Genomic DNA, 14401 nt, shown 5'->3' on the forward strand with positions numbered 1-14401 from the left:
ATGCCGTAACTAGCGTTTAATCTCCAAAAGAGCCAGCTTTTCTGATTTAATTTCAACAGAACCGTTTATTACTCTGTACTCTTTTCCTGTATAGCCATCCTGAAGAACGGTTCCGTTGGCGAAGCACTTAGATACATTGATCTTATCTGATTCGCCTAAATGTATTACCACTCTGTTATCAATGCCCTTAGCCTTATCCTGATAGATTCGGCAGAAGGAATTTTCTCCAAGACTATACTGAGCACCGGCACCAACAGCTGGATTTCTCAGTCTGAACTGTCCGACTTTCTGCCACACAGATAAAACCTTGTTGGAGGAATATTCAGAGCTTAATCTGCCAACATTGGCTGACCATTTGTCTGCATTGATTATATCTGCAGGGAAATTCATGTCTGAACGCATGCCCTGCTCTAAATCAATACCACCGCCCTTATCATTCTCTCGTGAGGTTTCGTCACCGTAGAACATCTGGATTGCACCTGGCATTAAGGTGAACATCACTGCAGCCTTCTCCATATCTTTCTTTCGACATAGGGAGGTGTCATGAGATGATATATAGGTGAGGTTGCCGAGTTTTACCTTTGAATCCTCTCTACCGTACATCTGAGCATAGCGTTTCCACTCATCCGGATCAGGGATAATACAGGTATTCAGGTTTACTCCATCTGGATTGAAATAGAAGTCAATCAGAGAATCAAAGCCACCATTTGCTGCATAGCCAAGTTTATCCTCAGGATCGTTGGTAAAGCCCCAGACTTCGCCGGTCATATAAAAAGGATCAGTCCAGTTTGCAGCAGGATCTTTACCTTTATTGGCAATTCTCCATTTATTAAGTGCATTTTCTGATAATTCTTTCAGAAGCTTCCATGTCTTTTGTGGAACATACTTAACGGTATCACATCTGAAACCGTCAATACCGAATTCTTCAACCCATGAGGCCAGCCAGTGAGCTTCAAACTGAGCAACACTCATCTGACCTTTACGATATGGTATAGCAGCTGGAATATCGTGAAGCTTATCTTTGTGCTCCCATTTCTCCTGAAGGAATACGGGAATAGATACTTCATTAGCATTAGGATCTGAATTCTTAAAATCAGGCAGATAGGCAAGACAGCCGTCTATAGAATCCTCTGCACCACAGGTCTGACCATAACTGTCAAAGCGGATCCAGTCTTTTCCCCACCAGCGATTCCAGCTTTCATCCTCTGAGGCATCTATCGGCTTGTTATGATAAGACTGCCCAGCCTCGACATCCGGAATAAATTTCGCGCAGGGATCAACATTACCAACAGTTCTACCAAATTTAAAATCGCACATGTCTTTTAAAGTGGCATAACCGCTGTGATTCATAACCACATCAATCAGAACTCTGATTCCTCGTTTATGAGCCTCTGTTACAAAAGTTCTGAAATCTTCTACAGTTCCAAGATTTGCATCTATGGAAGTAAAATCAAGAGGCCAATAACCATGATATGCATAGTACTGATAAATACCCATAGGTCCACCGCCAACCCAGCCGTGGATCTGTTCAACAGGAGAACTTACCCAGATTGCATTCACGCCCAAAGAACGGATGTAGTCAAGCTTTGAAGTCAGACCGGCAAAATCTCCACCATGAAAGGTACCAGCGTTATAGCCAGAATCATCCTTATAAGGTCTGCCGTAACTGTTATCGTTGTTTCTATTGCCGTTGGCAAAACGATCAGTGATTACAAAATAGACATTGGCGTTATGCCATTCAAACGGAAGCTCTGAGCCTTCAAAAGAGTTCTCTGAAGGAACAGTTGATTTATAGGCAAGACTACCTGCGGCTACGGATACCGCCAGAACTAAAGCAACAGTTTTTAATTTCATACTAATTCAAAATATTATATTAAGCACAGTTTTATCTAATTATTAACAATAATCTATATATTTTACTTAAAAATCTCTAGATAAAAAAAAGAATACAATGACATAGATCACATTTATTTTTTAACTAAATGCACTATGCGCTTAGAATGAAATTTGTGGGAAATTTTTGAAAAAATTGATTTGAATTAAGTGGCGGATGGAGTGAGATTCGAACTCACGGAGGGCGTAAACCCTCGACGGTTTTCAAGACCGTTGCATTCAACCGCTCTGCCATCCATCCGCAGAAGTGTTGATCTTATCGCAAAAAGATCAAATAGATTGTTTTCAGAACCAACTTATTTTTATAAGTGGCGGATGGAGTGAGATTCGAACTCACGGAGGGCGTAAACCCTCGACGGTTTTCAAGACCGTTGCATTCAACCGCTCTGCCATCCATCCGTTGAAAACGGAATGCATTATAAGGAGTTTTTTTGAAAAAATAAAGTATTTTTTTACTTAATTTTTCATGAATTTTTGAATTTAACTTAGTGTTTTTACTAAAGAAAGCCTTATAAATCGAATTTGTTTTACTTTTTGTATAATAAAAATAGTCTAATCTATTAAACAGGATTTTCAGATAATTCTACTTGTCTTCCTTCATGTACACAAATCCTGCCTTCAGATAAATAAGCATAGACCAGATTGTAAGAACAGTTGCAATAATCAGAGCAACTACACCTGCATAGATCATAACTTCGTTATATCTCCAGATTAATCCGGAAATAGCAACCAGCTGAATAGTGGTTTTCCATTTGCCAATCCAGCTTACTGCAACATTTGCTCTTTTACCCAGCTCAGCCATCCATTCTCTTAAAGCTGACACTGTAATCTCTCTTGCAATGATAATCATCGCCGGAATAGTTATGAACTTACCTAAATGAGGATACAGAACATCTCTATATAATGAGTAATGCTCAACAATCAGAACCAGCGCTGTACATACAATAATCTTATCTGCAACCGGATCCAGAAAAGCTCCGAACTTGGTTGTAAGCTTCAGTTTTCGGGCCAGATAGCCATCTAGCAGATCTGTCAGAGCTGCAATTACGAAAACAATTGCAGCATAGAAATTTGACATATCAGAAGGCATATAAAACAGCATGATAAATACTGGAATCAGGCCTAATCTGATTAAAGTAAGAATATTTGGGATATTAAACATAACGTGTCCTAATTATTTTTTCTTTATTGTATCATGCTATGGCATCCAGATCGGACCAATACACTGTCTTTTAGGTAAATTAAATTCATTCGGATAACTTACATCCACAAGGTACAGTCCGTGAGGCTTTGCTGTTGGCCCAGCAAGATTTCTGTCCTTAGCATCAAACATATCTCTGAACCACTGCACTGAATTGGTTTTATTGCCTACAGTTAACAGTGAGCCCACAATATTTCTCACCATGTGCATTAAAAAGGCATTGGCTGCAATATCAAATACTATATATTGTCCATATCTGTAAACCTTGCAGAAATGAACACAGCGGTTTGAGGAACGGGATTCATCCTCAGAGGCTCTGAAGGAACTGAAATCGTGCTCTCCTAAAATATAGTCAGCAGCCGCCTGCATCAGATCAATATCATAATCGCCCTGATATACAGAAACCCCCTTGCTCAGAATTCCAGGTCTGTATAGCGTATTCTGAATTATATATCGATAACGTCTGGCTTTGGCTGAAAATCTGGCATGAAAAGAGTCACCCACATGTTTTGCCCAGGTTACAGCTATATCATTAGGAAGATTGTTATTGGTTCCCATAACCCAGCCGCGATCCGGTCTCTCTTTTATAACATCAAAATGTACCACCTGCCCCGTGGCATTAACACCGGCATCAGTTCTGCCGGCACACTGCAGCTGTATTTCCTCATCGGCAATAATTGAAAGAGCCCTTTCCAACTCACCCTGTACTGTCTTTAAAGTACTCTGGCGTTGAAATCCAGCGTAATTACTTCCCTCGTATTCGATTCCTAAAGCAATGCGCACAAAAAATCCTCTTAATCAGCCTTTGAAAATCTTAAATTTTGCAACAAAATAGGTAATGGCTGTTACTGCCACCATAGCCGTAATCAGTGCAGGTAAACCGCGAATATCACACAGCACCAGTCCCCATACAATGATATTACGAATCACAAGGGTTGAAACTGCCAGAATAAAAAATGACAGTGCACTGCCGTTTTTCTTAAAAGTAAAATTCTTATGTCCGAAATAGGATACCCAGAAAGCTGTAATAAATGCAGCACTGGTAATAATATTCTCATGCAGTGTGGTAGCAAATACCAGTATGGTGGTTACAGCAAGATCAACTAAAGTTGCAGCTCCACCAACAATAACAAAGCGTATAAGCTCGTAAAAACTTTTTTTAGAATTCATACTGTTAACAAACAAAATCCACTTAGAGAAGTGGAATCATGGCGCTATGCGCAAGTTTAATTCTATTAACAGGGACAGATTCAAGCTGTAAGAATTCAGCCCCTGTCTCAAGTAAGATTATGCGTTTTCTTTTTTAGCGGTTATTTTCTTAGCAGAGTTTTCCTCTGAATTGTAGGAAATACCGACGTCAGTTGAAGAAAGCCCCTGTGGAATCTTTTTAGCCAGAGGTCCAGTAATGGACTGAGCTACGTAAACAGGTCTTCCTTTTACTTCCTGAGATAATCTTCCAACATATTCACCTAATATACCGATTGAAATCAGCTGAACTGCACCTAGGAACAGGATCACGCAGATCAAGGTGGTATAACCGGCGGTTGGGTTACCGAAGATCATTGTCTTCAGAATATTCCATGTCATATAGATCAGGGACAGCAGACCGATAAATCCGCCTATATAGGACCAGACCTTTAATGGCAGAGATGAGAAAGCAAAAATTCCATCTAAGGCAAAGTTCCATAGTTTCCAGTAATTCCACTTGGTCTGTCCGGCAACTCTTTCAGGTCTGGTATAGCCAACACCTTTAGAACTGAAGCCAGGCCAGGCGTAAAGAGCTTTCATGAAACGGTTGCGTTCCTTAAGAGTCTTTAAGATATCAATAATCTTTCGGTCGATAAGTCTGAAATCACCAACATTAGATGGAATCTTAACCTTTCCGGACATCTTGTTAAAGACATAGTAGAAGCCTTCTGAAGAAACACGCTTGGTACTGGTGTCACTTGAGCGATCCTCTCTTACACCATATACAGTATCGATGCCTTCATCACGCCAGATTCTTATAAAATCCAGTACCAGCTCAGGAGGATCCTGAAGATCAACATCAATAGGAACAATGGCATCAGACTGAACAAGATCTAAGGCTGCAGACATGGCTGCTTCTTTACCGAAATTTCTTGAAAGTCTGATTAAGCTTATTTTCTTATCATTTTCCTGTAGTTTTTCTATTAGTTCTACAGTATTGTCAGAAGAGCCGTCGTCAATAAATACAATTTCAATATGCTCAAGCTCTGGAGCTAATTTTTCATTAACTGTTTTAACAAAAGTTTCAACTGTTTCATGTTCGTTATAAACAGGAACAATTAAAGCAACCTTGTAATCAGGATTTCTCATAAGAACCTTCTTTTAGTCAGTTAAAAACTCGTGTCTTGATGATGGGTTGGTCTTAAAAAGACCGCCTAAGGCTGTGGTAGTGGTTTCAGAAGTCTGATCCTTAACACCTCTGGATTTTACACAGTAATGGGTAGCAGTGATGGTTACCGCAACATTTTTGGTATTCAGCAGCGTCTGAAGAGCTACCTTTATCTGCTGTGTAAGTCTTTCCTGTACCTGAGGACGGTGTCCAAAGAACTGAACTATTCGGTTAACCTTGGATAAGCCGATGATTTTATCCGAAGGCATATAGGCAACCTTTGCCACCCCATCCATAACCACAAAATGATGTTCGCAGGTTGATGTAACGGTAATATTGCACACCTTTACCATTTCATCAAAATGCATCTTGTTTTCAAATACACTCACTTTTGGAAAATTTCTGTAATCAAGGCCAGAGAATACTTCATCCACAAACATTCTTGCAACTCGGGATGGAGTTTCTGACAGAGAATCATCATTAAGATCAAGTCCTAAGGTAGTCATAATAGATGACATATGAGAGCGGATGATATCCTTTTTCTCTTCAGAAGTCAGTCCATTGTCCTGCCATGGTGATTCCAGTCCGTGCCTGATTAAAGCATCTCTTACTAATATAGCTTCAGGGGACAGTTCTGAATTATTTATCTGAGTAGTCATAAACAGCAACTTCGTTTTCGACATTAAAATGCAGATGTATATGTTCTATATCAAACCTGCGGGCAATATGATCACCTAAAAGTTTGATACCGCCCTGTTCAGAGGCATCATGCCCCAATACAAAAACCGGAGTACCGGTTTCCTTGGCCATGTGGTATGTCTGCTCGTTTACATCTCCGGTAATCAGAGCCTCAAACTTCGGTACATAGTTTGAATCAATCAGAAAGGAACCGGAACCAGAACAAACAGTTACATCTGATATAAGAGCCTTCCTGTCACAGTTACCCAAAACCTGAACACGGCACTGTAGCGAATCAGCGAGAACAGAGGCAATTTCACTGATGGATTTTTTACTTTCAAAATTTCCTTTCATAGCAATAGAGGTCGGATCACCTGCACTGACATAATCAGAATTTTTCAGATCCAGAAGACTGCACAGATAGCTGTTGTTGCCGACTTCCCTATTGGCATCAAGAGGAAGATGATAAGCCAGAAGATTGATGTTTGATTCTAAAATGGCAGAATATCTTTCCTTTAGTGTCCCTCTGATTGGTGACATCTGCCCTTTCCATAGCAGACCGTGATGAACTAAAAGAGTATCTGCTCCTTCCTCAATAGCGGCATCAATTGCCTCAAGAGATGCTGTAACCGCTGTTGCGATTTTGGTACAGTTTTTAAAACCTTCAATCTGCATTCCATTAAGGGAGGCATCAGAAAAAGAACCTACGTCAAGATAGGAATGAAGATAGGCTATCAGTTCATCTATATGCATATGTTCACCTTATGACTATAAAGTCTGGATCATACATTTAATACTTGTCTTGGCCTGAACCCTCTGACAGATTCCCTGTACAGCAGCTCTGTTCTTGGAAGTTCCAGCATAAACCTTAATCAGTGGCTTACCATTGATATTCACGTTCTGTGTTACAGGATTAAAGCCTGCACTCTTAAGCTGATTTATAACCTGCTGTGCACCTGTTTTCTTTGAGAATACACCAACCTGAGCAGCATAGTTGCCTGAAGCTAAGGCATTTGAATCACTCTTCTGAGCTGGAGCCTTTTCCTTTGGAGTTTTTACGTTAGGAGTAGCAGCTGGAACATTTGCATGGGCTGATTTTAAGGTTTCGCTCTTTGTGCTCTGATTTGAAACACTTGGCAGAGTTACGTTAGATGAGGCACTGGTTGGAGTAGCAACCTCAAGCTCTGATGAAGCAAACATACTGTCATCAGGAATATCAGCAGCAGCAACTCCACTGGTATTGTCAGTTTTACTGCTCTTTAAAGCATCAAAAGGAGAATCAGCCTTTGGCTGTACCTGAGTCTTTGCAACAGAGTCATCAATAGGATCAAGCAGATCAGAGTAATCGTGTTCACCTGCTGATACTAGCTGACCGTTATTATCGGTTACTGCTCCCTCAGGTGTAATGGCAATTGCATCTGCATTCTTTTTGGCAACCACATCATCCTTCATTAAAAAAGGCATGAAAATCAGAATAACTGATAATAAAACCAAAAAGCCAACAATTCTGTTTCTTAAACTTTTGGAAAGAGTCTTTCCTTCTTTTTTGTTTGTTTCTTTATTGTCAGTCATTTTTATTTATCCAATATCTATAGTTTTTAAAGCCTTAACCGCCTCTGTTACAGTCACAAAGGAGCCGATTACATAAATCTCATCATTTACATCAGTTTTTTCAAGGCTTTCTATTAGGGCCTCTTCAACTGCTGAATAAGATTTTACCAGAGCCTTGTCCACTCCGTCTGCTATAAGAGCATTATACAGTCTTTGAGCCTTTTCGCCTCGTTCTGTTGGCAGAGATGCAACATAGAACGCGTCAAAGGAAGACTTTAGAATCTTAAGAACTGATTCAATATCCTTATCTTTGAGCATTCCGATAACCGCTGAGCGTCTACCAAGTTTAGGCTTTCTGTCTAAAACCTCTTTCAGATGGACAGCTGCTGGAGGATTGTGAGCAACATCCAGATAAACAGCAGGGGAACGGTGAACGCACTGCATTCTACCAGGCAGAGAAACTTCACTCATAGCCTTATTTACTGAAGTATTAGAGATTTTAAAGCCTTTTTCCAAAAGCAGATGAATAACTTTTAAAGCTGCAGGAGCACAGATCAGAGGAATCTTCGGCATTGGATATTCAAAAGATGAAACAATTGAACTTCCTTTCTGAATATATCTGAATCTTGATCCTGACATTCCATAGAAATCAACACCTTCAACCATCAAAGAGGCATTCTTTTCTTTGCAGATCTGAGAAATTCTGTACAGCGGTTCATTCTTCATTCTGCCGACAACTACCAGTGAATTCTCCTTGATAATACCGGCTTTTTCTGCAGCAATCTTCTCAAGAGTGTCTCCAAGTATATGGGTGTGGTCAAGCCCGATTGAGGTAATTACACAGATATCGGCATCAAGTGCATTAACCGCGTCAAGACGCCCGCCCAGTCCGATTTCTAAAACAGCAACTTTTACACCTGCTCTGTCAAAGCATACAAAGCCAGCCAGAGTTGTGAACTCAAAATAGGTTAACGGAACATCCTTAGCCTTGTCATATACTAACGAAAAAGCTTCACATAAAAGTTCATCGCTGACAGGCTTTCCGTCTATCATGATTCGTTCATTAAACTTCATTAAGTGAGGAGAAGTATAAAGACCGGTACAAATTCCGCTGAAAGATAAGGCTGAGGAGATTAAAGCTGCAGTAGATCCTTTACCGTTTGTACCTGCGATTTCAATTTTAAGAGCTTTCTCAAGAGAAGACAGAGAAAGTCTGGAAATGACTTCCTTAACACGAGAAAGGCCCAGTTCCATTTTAGTTGGATTCAGGCCTTCAATATAATCAAGCCAGGCTGAAAGAGAGCCAGGCTTTTCGCTGTTATTTTTATTATTCATCCTAATCTAACAAAATTCTCTGCCTAAGCAGAGAATCATGTCCTAAATCTTAACGTCTGAAGATTCAACTACCTGAGCTTCTACAGACTGAGTCTTCTGAGCCTTTTTACGTTGTTTAGCTGCAGTCTTAACTTCAATTAATGGAGTATCAGGATTATTTGAGCCTAAAAGCAGAGCAACCAGATCAGCAACCTCATCTCTCATATGAGCACGGGTAACAATCATATCAATAGCGCCCTTTTCAACCAGGAACTCAGCTCTCTGGAAACCTTCTGGCAGCTTCTCTCTTACGGTCTGCTCAATAACACGAGGACCAGCAAAGCCGATTAAGGCATTTGGTTCTGCAATATTTACATCACCTAACATAGCAAGAGAGGCACTGACACCACCCATGGTTGGATCGGTTAAAACACTGATGAATGGAAGATGCGCCTTTGAAAGTTTTGCAAGGGCGGCTGAAGTTTTTGCCATCTGCATCAGGGAGAAAAGTGATTCCTGCATACGGGCACCGCCTGAGGTGGCAAAACAGATCAGAGCACGGTGAGAACGAAGACATTCTTCAACAGCGGCACAGAAACGGGCGCCGACTACAGAACCCATAGAACCGGCCATAAAATCAAATTCAAAAGCACAGGCAACTACAGGAAGTCCCTTTAAAGAGCCTTTGATAACTACAATAGCATCCTTTTCTCCAGATTTTTTCTGGGCAGCTGTAAATCTATCCTTGTATTTTTTCAGATCTTTGAACTTAAGGATGTCTTTTGGCTCGAGATCTTCTGCCAGCTCTTCTCTTCCATCCTTATCCAGGAATGAATCCAGACGAACTCTGGCTTTGATATGCATATGATGACCGCACTTAGGGCAGACGTTCAGATTTCTCTCTAACTCTGCTCTGTATAAAACCTGATCACAAGCTGAACATTTAGTCCAAACACCTTCAGGGATCTCGTGTTTGGTTCCACCAATAATTGATGGAGTTGCTTTGTGTAAAAGATTCTCAAGCCAACTCATATTACCTATACCTTAACTAACTAAAATTAAAAACTATAACACTGATATCCAGAACTTACGATTCAGTGCCAGTTTATTTACGTAATCCTTTATATCTGTGTTTCATGCAGAAAACATGACACAGAGCAAAATCTTAACTACTAGCGATTCTGACCTTTTACAAAACTGTCTTTAAAATAGACTGGTCAGATTATACTACGCTTTAGCTTATTGATTTTTAAGTGATGTGTATTTTAACAAAAAATTTTACAAAAAACATTCGCGAATAAAATATGATTGTCATCAAATTTCTTCCTTGAACCTGTTTTTTCAGTAGCAAAACAAACCTTTTCATCTAGTATCTTTGTCGACAGGTTCTCAAAACAGTACTTTCCTTACACCTTATCTATATGACTTACTCCTATAATATCTAAGTAAGTTATAGATACAGGATATATATAATGACAGGATTTCTCCCACTTATAATTGCACTGCTGTTTCTGGTTATCATATTTAACTTCATTAACCGAAAATTCTTTCATTTCTCCTATGAAATTGCCCTGATGCTTTTTGCTACTATTCTCGGAGCAATCTATGTGATGGTAAACAAGTACTTTTTGGATACCTCGCTAGTTAAAATGATGGATAAGCTTCAGCCTATCAATATTGAATCCTTCCTAATGGATGGAGCCCTTTGCTTTATGCTTTTTGCAGGCGCCTGTCATCTGAAGATTTCAGATTTTCTAAAACAGGCTCGTTCTGTTGGTGTTTACTCCTTTGTGGCAACCTTTTTAGGAGCTGTAATCTACGGTGTTATTTTCTACGCAATTACTTACTCCTTTTCACTGCAGATGTCATTCGCTGAATGTCTGATGCTGGGAAGTATCATCTCTCCAACTGATCCTATAGCAGCCACAAGTATTCTCAATAAATTTGGACTGCCTCAGAAAACCGGATTCTTAATTGAAGCAGAATCTCTGTTAAATGACGGTGTAGGTGTAGCTGTCTTTGTCTGCTTCTCAGGGATGGTCATCGCCAACACATCGCCTGATACCTCAGTATTCTCTGTTCTTATACATCAGCTAGCAGGAGCAATGGTTATCGGTGCTGTCGTAAGCTTTATATGTTATGGCATGCTCAGTAAGGAAGATGATTTTAAACAGAGAATCTACATCAGCCTGCTGTGTGTTTCTCTATCCTATCTGTTATGTCAGTATTTCAAATGCTCTGGCGCCATAGCTTGCGTAGTCTGCGGAATTATGTTCTCAGACTGGAGAGAAAAACAGAGCGAAGAGGTTCAGAATTCATTCAGCAGTTTTGATATCTGCTGGGAAGCCATAGATCATTTTTTAAACTCTGTACTTTACGTGATTATGGGACTTTCAGTTCTCATGATTATGAGAATGAATGCAGTAGTTGTAATCTGTCTTGCAACCTTTTTCAGTAATCTTATTGGCCGAGGCGGTAGTGTATATCTGTGCTCATTCTTTATTAAGGAAATACCGGATCACTTCTCAAGAAATGGTTTTACTGCGCTAATGACCTGGGGAGGTCTTCGTGGCGGTCTATGTATTGCACTTGCCATGAGTACACAGGATATGGTCAGTGAGGAGCATTTCCAGTACATTATGGGGGCAACCTATGCAATTGTATTCTTTACCACAGTTGTACAGGGACTTACTCTCAAACGCGTATACAGAATGATTAGAAAAGATTAGCAGTGACAAGTTCGAACTCTCATTCTGTATTCTTAAAAGACATTTGATTTTAGTTACTTTAAGAAAGTTAAAGAAAAGACTTCCTGAAGTTAGAAAAGTCTTTTTTGAGTGAATAGCTACAGCCTTTAAGACTGTAGCTTAAGAATAGTCAAATTAAGATGATAGCCTGATTAGAAGGAAATGTTGCCGTTGATAAAGAAGTTGGCCTCGTCATCAAACTCCATCTTACCAACATAAGATCTGTCCTCATAGAACTTAATCTCTCTGTCGATGTTGTAACCGACACCAGTCTTGATGGAGAACTGGCTTACAGGAGTTATCAGAGCATACAGACTTGCCTCATAACCTTTCTCATAGGCATAGGTCTTTGTTTTATCAAGATAATAATGACCACCACGAATTGAACCGACTTCTGCGCCTAAAGCAAACATCTCGGTAAATCTGTAGTTAGCCATTGTATTTGGATATCCAATATTAGCAGATAAGCCCAGATAAGAAGGATCTCTGTATTTAACGCCCAGCAGACCAAAACCGAAATTGTGAGCCTTATTGAAGGATACACCTGCACCTAGCAACACAGACCAGTCATTCTGAAAATCATAGGTTAAAGCAGCTGTTGGTACCAGATCATAGCTCTTTGAAACCTTGAGTTTATCCTCAAAACCAAATGACAGATATGTTCCAACCATATAACCCAGATTACCAACAAGACTATCGCTGTAATCTGCAGAACCATAGATAAGGTTCAGATCATCAAAACCTGTTTTATGATCAAAATCGTAGGAAGTACGCTTATAGCCAAAACCGAAGTTTTCATTTTTTGCATCAAAGCCGTAGACTGAATAGGAAGCCTTGTTTGATGAACCTTTTACATCAGCCTTAGATGAAAAAGAACCATATGGAGTAATATGCCACGCAGCTGAAGCATTTAAGGACAGAGCTACACCAATAAAAAGAAGAGATAATTTTTTCATGAAAAAGGTCCTTATATTTAATGGGAGTTTAATTATATGACGGATGATGCCAGATTAAAAACAAAAAAATTCCAAGGACCTGATTTTGTGCTGTCTGATACAAAATAAATACAGCTAGGCTACATGCAGATGTTTTACTCGCTGAGACTCCTCTGCCCTTTTGGCATCATTAAATCTGTCTAAGGTTCCTACCAGATATCCTGTTACACGTCTGATACGCTGGAATGGAACTCCTGTACCAACACAGCCACGGTGATCAGGTCTTAATCTGGAAACATTATTTGGAGTCATACGCTACACCTTATTAATAGAAAGATATTATGAACAATATAGTTAAAAGAGTTCTCTAACTCTATTTCTATATTATTAGAAGAAATCCTGATAATCAATAAATAGTAACGATTATTATTATCAATAAATAAACTAACTGAGAACTAAGTCAAAATTATTAGAATTTGAATTTCCAAACAGTAAGACAAGCAAAAAATTAGAAAAAATCAACTAAATTATTTTTATTTATTTTGGTCTAATCTTAATCGCCATCTGTGATTTGTGCTATATTTCACGGTTGGAAATTTCCAAGAACAATATGGACAATAAAAATGCGTCTTAATGCAAAATTACTAGCCACTGCCGTTTTTTTTGTATGCCAGTCCGCTATGGCAGCACCTTCAGATGATGATATCAACGATAAGTTCACCAAATTAAATGGAACAATTGACAGTATCAATGGTGAACTGAATTCCCAGAGAGCAACCCTGAGCGGGATAAAATCCGAGATCGAAAATTCAAATCTCAAACTGCAAAGACAGGTTCTGGATGAACTAAAATCAGTACAGAGACAGAATCAGTATGTTTACGATGCTATTCTTGCAGAACGCGAAAGTCTTGGAGGAAAAATGATTAAACCTCTGCGTAACTATAATCTGCAGACTCCTGATGGAAAGATGATTTTAGGTCAGAAAGAGTATGTCTATGTAAAAGAGGCAAACGCTACAATCGATGCCAGAATTGATACCGGTGCCTCCCAGTCCTCCATCAGTGCATCAGATGTGGTTGAGTTTGAAAGAAACGGAAAGAAATGGATGCGTTTCAATATTGTTCATAACGACCGTACCATCAGTGTTGAAGCTCCATACGTTAAACAGACCAGATTAAGACAGTCTTCAATTGAAGGCTACAGCTACCGTTCTGTAGTAAAGCTAAATATCAAGATCGGTGACTATTCAACAGAGGCTGAGTTCAACCTCATTGACAGAACCCAGATGCAGTTTGCTCTACTAATCGGCAGAAATCTTTTAACAGACATAGCTGTAGTTGATGTTGCCAGAAATAATGTGCAGAAACGTGCTGATAAGGATGGCCTGCTTCTTCTTTCAATTGATGACTACGTAGATAACAAAAAGAAGGGTATCGACGTAAATCAGAAATATGACGAACTGCAGAAGGAAAATTCCGGCGGTCAGATTGCTACTCTATCAAAAGACAAGGCACAGAGTCTTGGAACCAATCCTGATAAAGCACTGCCATCTGTAAGAGACAAGATTGAAACAGAAAACGGCAGCAAACCTGCCATCAAAAAAGATCCGGTAAAAAAGACCACTGAAGACAAAAGCAAAGATGTAAAAAAGAAAAAAGAGCTGACAGAAAAGGAAAAAGCAGCCCTGGAACTTTCAAAAAACTCTAAAAAGAGTCGTTCATAAGA

At 39.6% G+C, this 14401-nt stretch carries 14 protein-coding genes and 2 tRNA genes; 2 read left to right on the forward strand and 14 right to left on the reverse strand.

The genetic code is table 11. From position 1 onward, the window contains the following. Positions 1-9: 9 nt before the first annotated feature. The 12 genes from QZU45_RS01130 to accD form a co-directional block, all read right to left on the reverse strand. Complete coding sequence (locus QZU45_RS01130; protein ID WP_295350571.1) at positions 10-1854, reverse strand: alpha-amylase family glycosyl hydrolase; 1845 nt, start codon at positions 1852-1854, stop codon at positions 10-12. Between the two features lie 190 nt (positions 1855-2044). Next, positions 2045-2134: transfer RNA gene (locus QZU45_RS01135), tRNA-Ser, on the reverse strand. Positions 2135-2202: 68 nt separating this feature from the next. Further along, positions 2203-2292 (reverse strand) — tRNA-Ser (locus tag QZU45_RS01140). A gap of 184 nt (positions 2293-2476) precedes the next feature. Further along, on the reverse strand, positions 2477-3055 hold the full coding sequence (gene pgsA, locus QZU45_RS01145) for a CDP-diacylglycerol--glycerol-3-phosphate 3-phosphatidyltransferase (RefSeq protein ID WP_074840714.1): 579 nt from the start codon (positions 3053-3055) through the stop codon (positions 2477-2479). A gap of 36 nt (positions 3056-3091) precedes the next feature. Beyond that, positions 3092-3877, reverse strand: coding sequence for a tRNA pseudouridine(38-40) synthase TruA (gene truA / locus QZU45_RS01150; RefSeq protein ID WP_295350574.1), 786 nt, complete (start codon positions 3875-3877; stop codon positions 3092-3094). A 15-nt stretch (positions 3878-3892) separates the two neighbouring features. Beyond that, the gene (locus tag QZU45_RS01155; protein WP_295350577.1) at positions 3893-4264 is read right to left on the reverse strand and encodes a GtrA family protein; all 372 of its coding nucleotides are present in this window, start codon (positions 4262-4264) and stop codon (positions 3893-3895) included. 117 nt (positions 4265-4381) lie between these two features. Beyond that, positions 4382-5431 (reverse strand): glycosyltransferase family 2 protein, encoded by a 1050-nt coding sequence (locus QZU45_RS01160; RefSeq protein ID WP_295350580.1) that lies wholly within the window; start codon positions 5429-5431, stop codon positions 4382-4384. A 12-nt stretch (positions 5432-5443) separates the two neighbouring features. Then, positions 5444-6109: a GTP cyclohydrolase I FolE gene (gene folE, locus QZU45_RS01165; RefSeq protein ID WP_295350584.1), complete on the reverse strand. Its 666-nt coding sequence runs from the start codon at positions 6107-6109 to the stop codon at positions 5444-5446. After that, positions 6090-6881, reverse strand: coding sequence for a Nif3-like dinuclear metal center hexameric protein (locus QZU45_RS01170; RefSeq protein WP_295350587.1), 792 nt, complete (start codon positions 6879-6881; stop codon positions 6090-6092). Before QZU45_RS01170 ends, folE begins: the two co-directional genes overlap by 20 nt. A 15-nt stretch (positions 6882-6896) precedes the next feature. After that, positions 6897-7700 carry an SPOR domain-containing protein gene (locus QZU45_RS01175; RefSeq protein ID WP_295350589.1) on the reverse strand — a complete coding sequence of 268 codons (804 nt, stop codon included), beginning with the start codon at positions 7698-7700 and terminating at the stop codon, positions 6897-6899. Positions 7701-7706: 6 nt separating this feature from the next. Further along, positions 7707-9014, reverse strand: coding sequence for a folylpolyglutamate synthase/dihydrofolate synthase family protein (locus QZU45_RS01180; protein WP_295350591.1), 1308 nt, complete (start codon positions 9012-9014; stop codon positions 7707-7709). Positions 9015-9056: 42 nt separating this feature from the next. After that, positions 9057-10025, reverse strand: coding sequence for an acetyl-CoA carboxylase, carboxyltransferase subunit beta (accD, locus tag QZU45_RS01185; protein ID WP_295350594.1), 969 nt, complete (start codon positions 10023-10025; stop codon positions 9057-9059). A 440-nt stretch (positions 10026-10465) separates the two neighbouring features. On the opposite strand from accD, the gene QZU45_RS01190 reads away from it, so the two are divergent. Then, positions 10466-11722, forward strand: coding sequence for a sodium:proton antiporter (locus QZU45_RS01190; protein WP_295350597.1), 1257 nt, complete (start codon positions 10466-10468; stop codon positions 11720-11722). Positions 11723-11892: 170 nt separating this feature from the next. Here QZU45_RS01190 and QZU45_RS01195 read toward each other — a convergent pair whose 3' ends face one another. Continuing rightward, positions 11893-12696 carry a hypothetical protein gene (locus tag QZU45_RS01195; RefSeq protein WP_295350600.1) on the reverse strand — a complete coding sequence of 268 codons (804 nt, stop codon included), beginning with the start codon at positions 12694-12696 and terminating at the stop codon, positions 11893-11895. Positions 12697-12810: 114 nt separating this feature from the next. Next, entirely contained in the window at positions 12811-12987 is a 177-nt protein-coding gene (nrdD, locus tag QZU45_RS01200; RefSeq protein ID WP_295000131.1) for an anaerobic ribonucleoside-triphosphate reductase, read from the reverse strand. A 311-nt stretch (positions 12988-13298) separates the two neighbouring features. Here nrdD and QZU45_RS01205 point away from each other — a divergent pair, with 311 nt between their 5' ends. After that, positions 13299-14399: a RimK/LysX family protein gene (locus tag QZU45_RS01205; RefSeq protein WP_295000129.1), complete on the forward strand. Its 1101-nt coding sequence runs from the start codon at positions 13299-13301 to the stop codon at positions 14397-14399. The last annotated feature ends 2 nt before the right edge of the window (positions 14400-14401 follow it).

It is taken from the genome of uncultured Succinivibrio sp. (assembly GCF_902756765.1).
Lineage (GTDB): Bacteria > Pseudomonadota > Gammaproteobacteria > Enterobacterales > Succinivibrionaceae > Succinivibrio.

Excerpts from the sequence above, each read along its gene's own strand:
- QZU45_RS01130 (WP_295350571.1), bottom strand. The coding sequence starts at position 1,854 with ATGAAATTAAAAACTGTTGCTTTAGTTCTGGCGGTATCCGTAGCCGCA.
- pgsA (WP_074840714.1), bottom strand. The coding sequence starts at position 3,055 with ATGTTTAATATCCCAAATATTCTTACTTTAATCAGATTAGGCCTGATT.
- QZU45_RS01155 (WP_295350577.1), bottom strand. The coding sequence starts at position 4,264 with ATGAATTCTAAAAAAAGTTTTTACGAGCTTATACGCTTTGTTATTGTT.
- QZU45_RS01160 (WP_295350580.1), bottom strand. The coding sequence starts at position 5,431 with ATGAGAAATCCTGATTACAAGGTTGCTTTAATTGTTCCTGTTTATAAC.
- folE (WP_295350584.1), bottom strand. The coding sequence starts at position 6,109 with ATGACTACTCAGATAAATAATTCAGAACTGTCCCCTGAAGCTATATTA.
- QZU45_RS01170 (WP_295350587.1), bottom strand. The coding sequence starts at position 6,881 with ATGCATATAGATGAACTGATAGCCTATCTTCATTCCTATCTTGACGTA.
- QZU45_RS01175 (WP_295350589.1), bottom strand. The coding sequence starts at position 7,700 with ATGACTGACAATAAAGAAACAAACAAAAAAGAAGGAAAGACTCTTTCC.
- QZU45_RS01180 (WP_295350591.1), bottom strand. The coding sequence starts at position 9,014 with ATGAATAATAAAAATAACAGCGAAAAGCCTGGCTCTCTTTCAGCCTGG.
- accD (WP_295350594.1), bottom strand. The coding sequence starts at position 10,025 with ATGAGTTGGCTTGAGAATCTTTTACACAAAGCAACTCCATCAATTATT.
- QZU45_RS01190 (WP_295350597.1), top strand. The coding sequence starts at position 10,466 with ATGACAGGATTTCTCCCACTTATAATTGCACTGCTGTTTCTGGTTATC.
- QZU45_RS01195 (WP_295350600.1), bottom strand. The coding sequence starts at position 12,696 with ATGAAAAAATTATCTCTTCTTTTTATTGGTGTAGCTCTGTCCTTAAAT.
- nrdD (WP_295000131.1), bottom strand. The coding sequence starts at position 12,987 with ATGACTCCAAATAATGTTTCCAGATTAAGACCTGATCACCGTGGCTGT.
- QZU45_RS01205 (WP_295000129.1), top strand. The coding sequence starts at position 13,299 with ATGCGTCTTAATGCAAAATTACTAGCCACTGCCGTTTTTTTTGTATGC.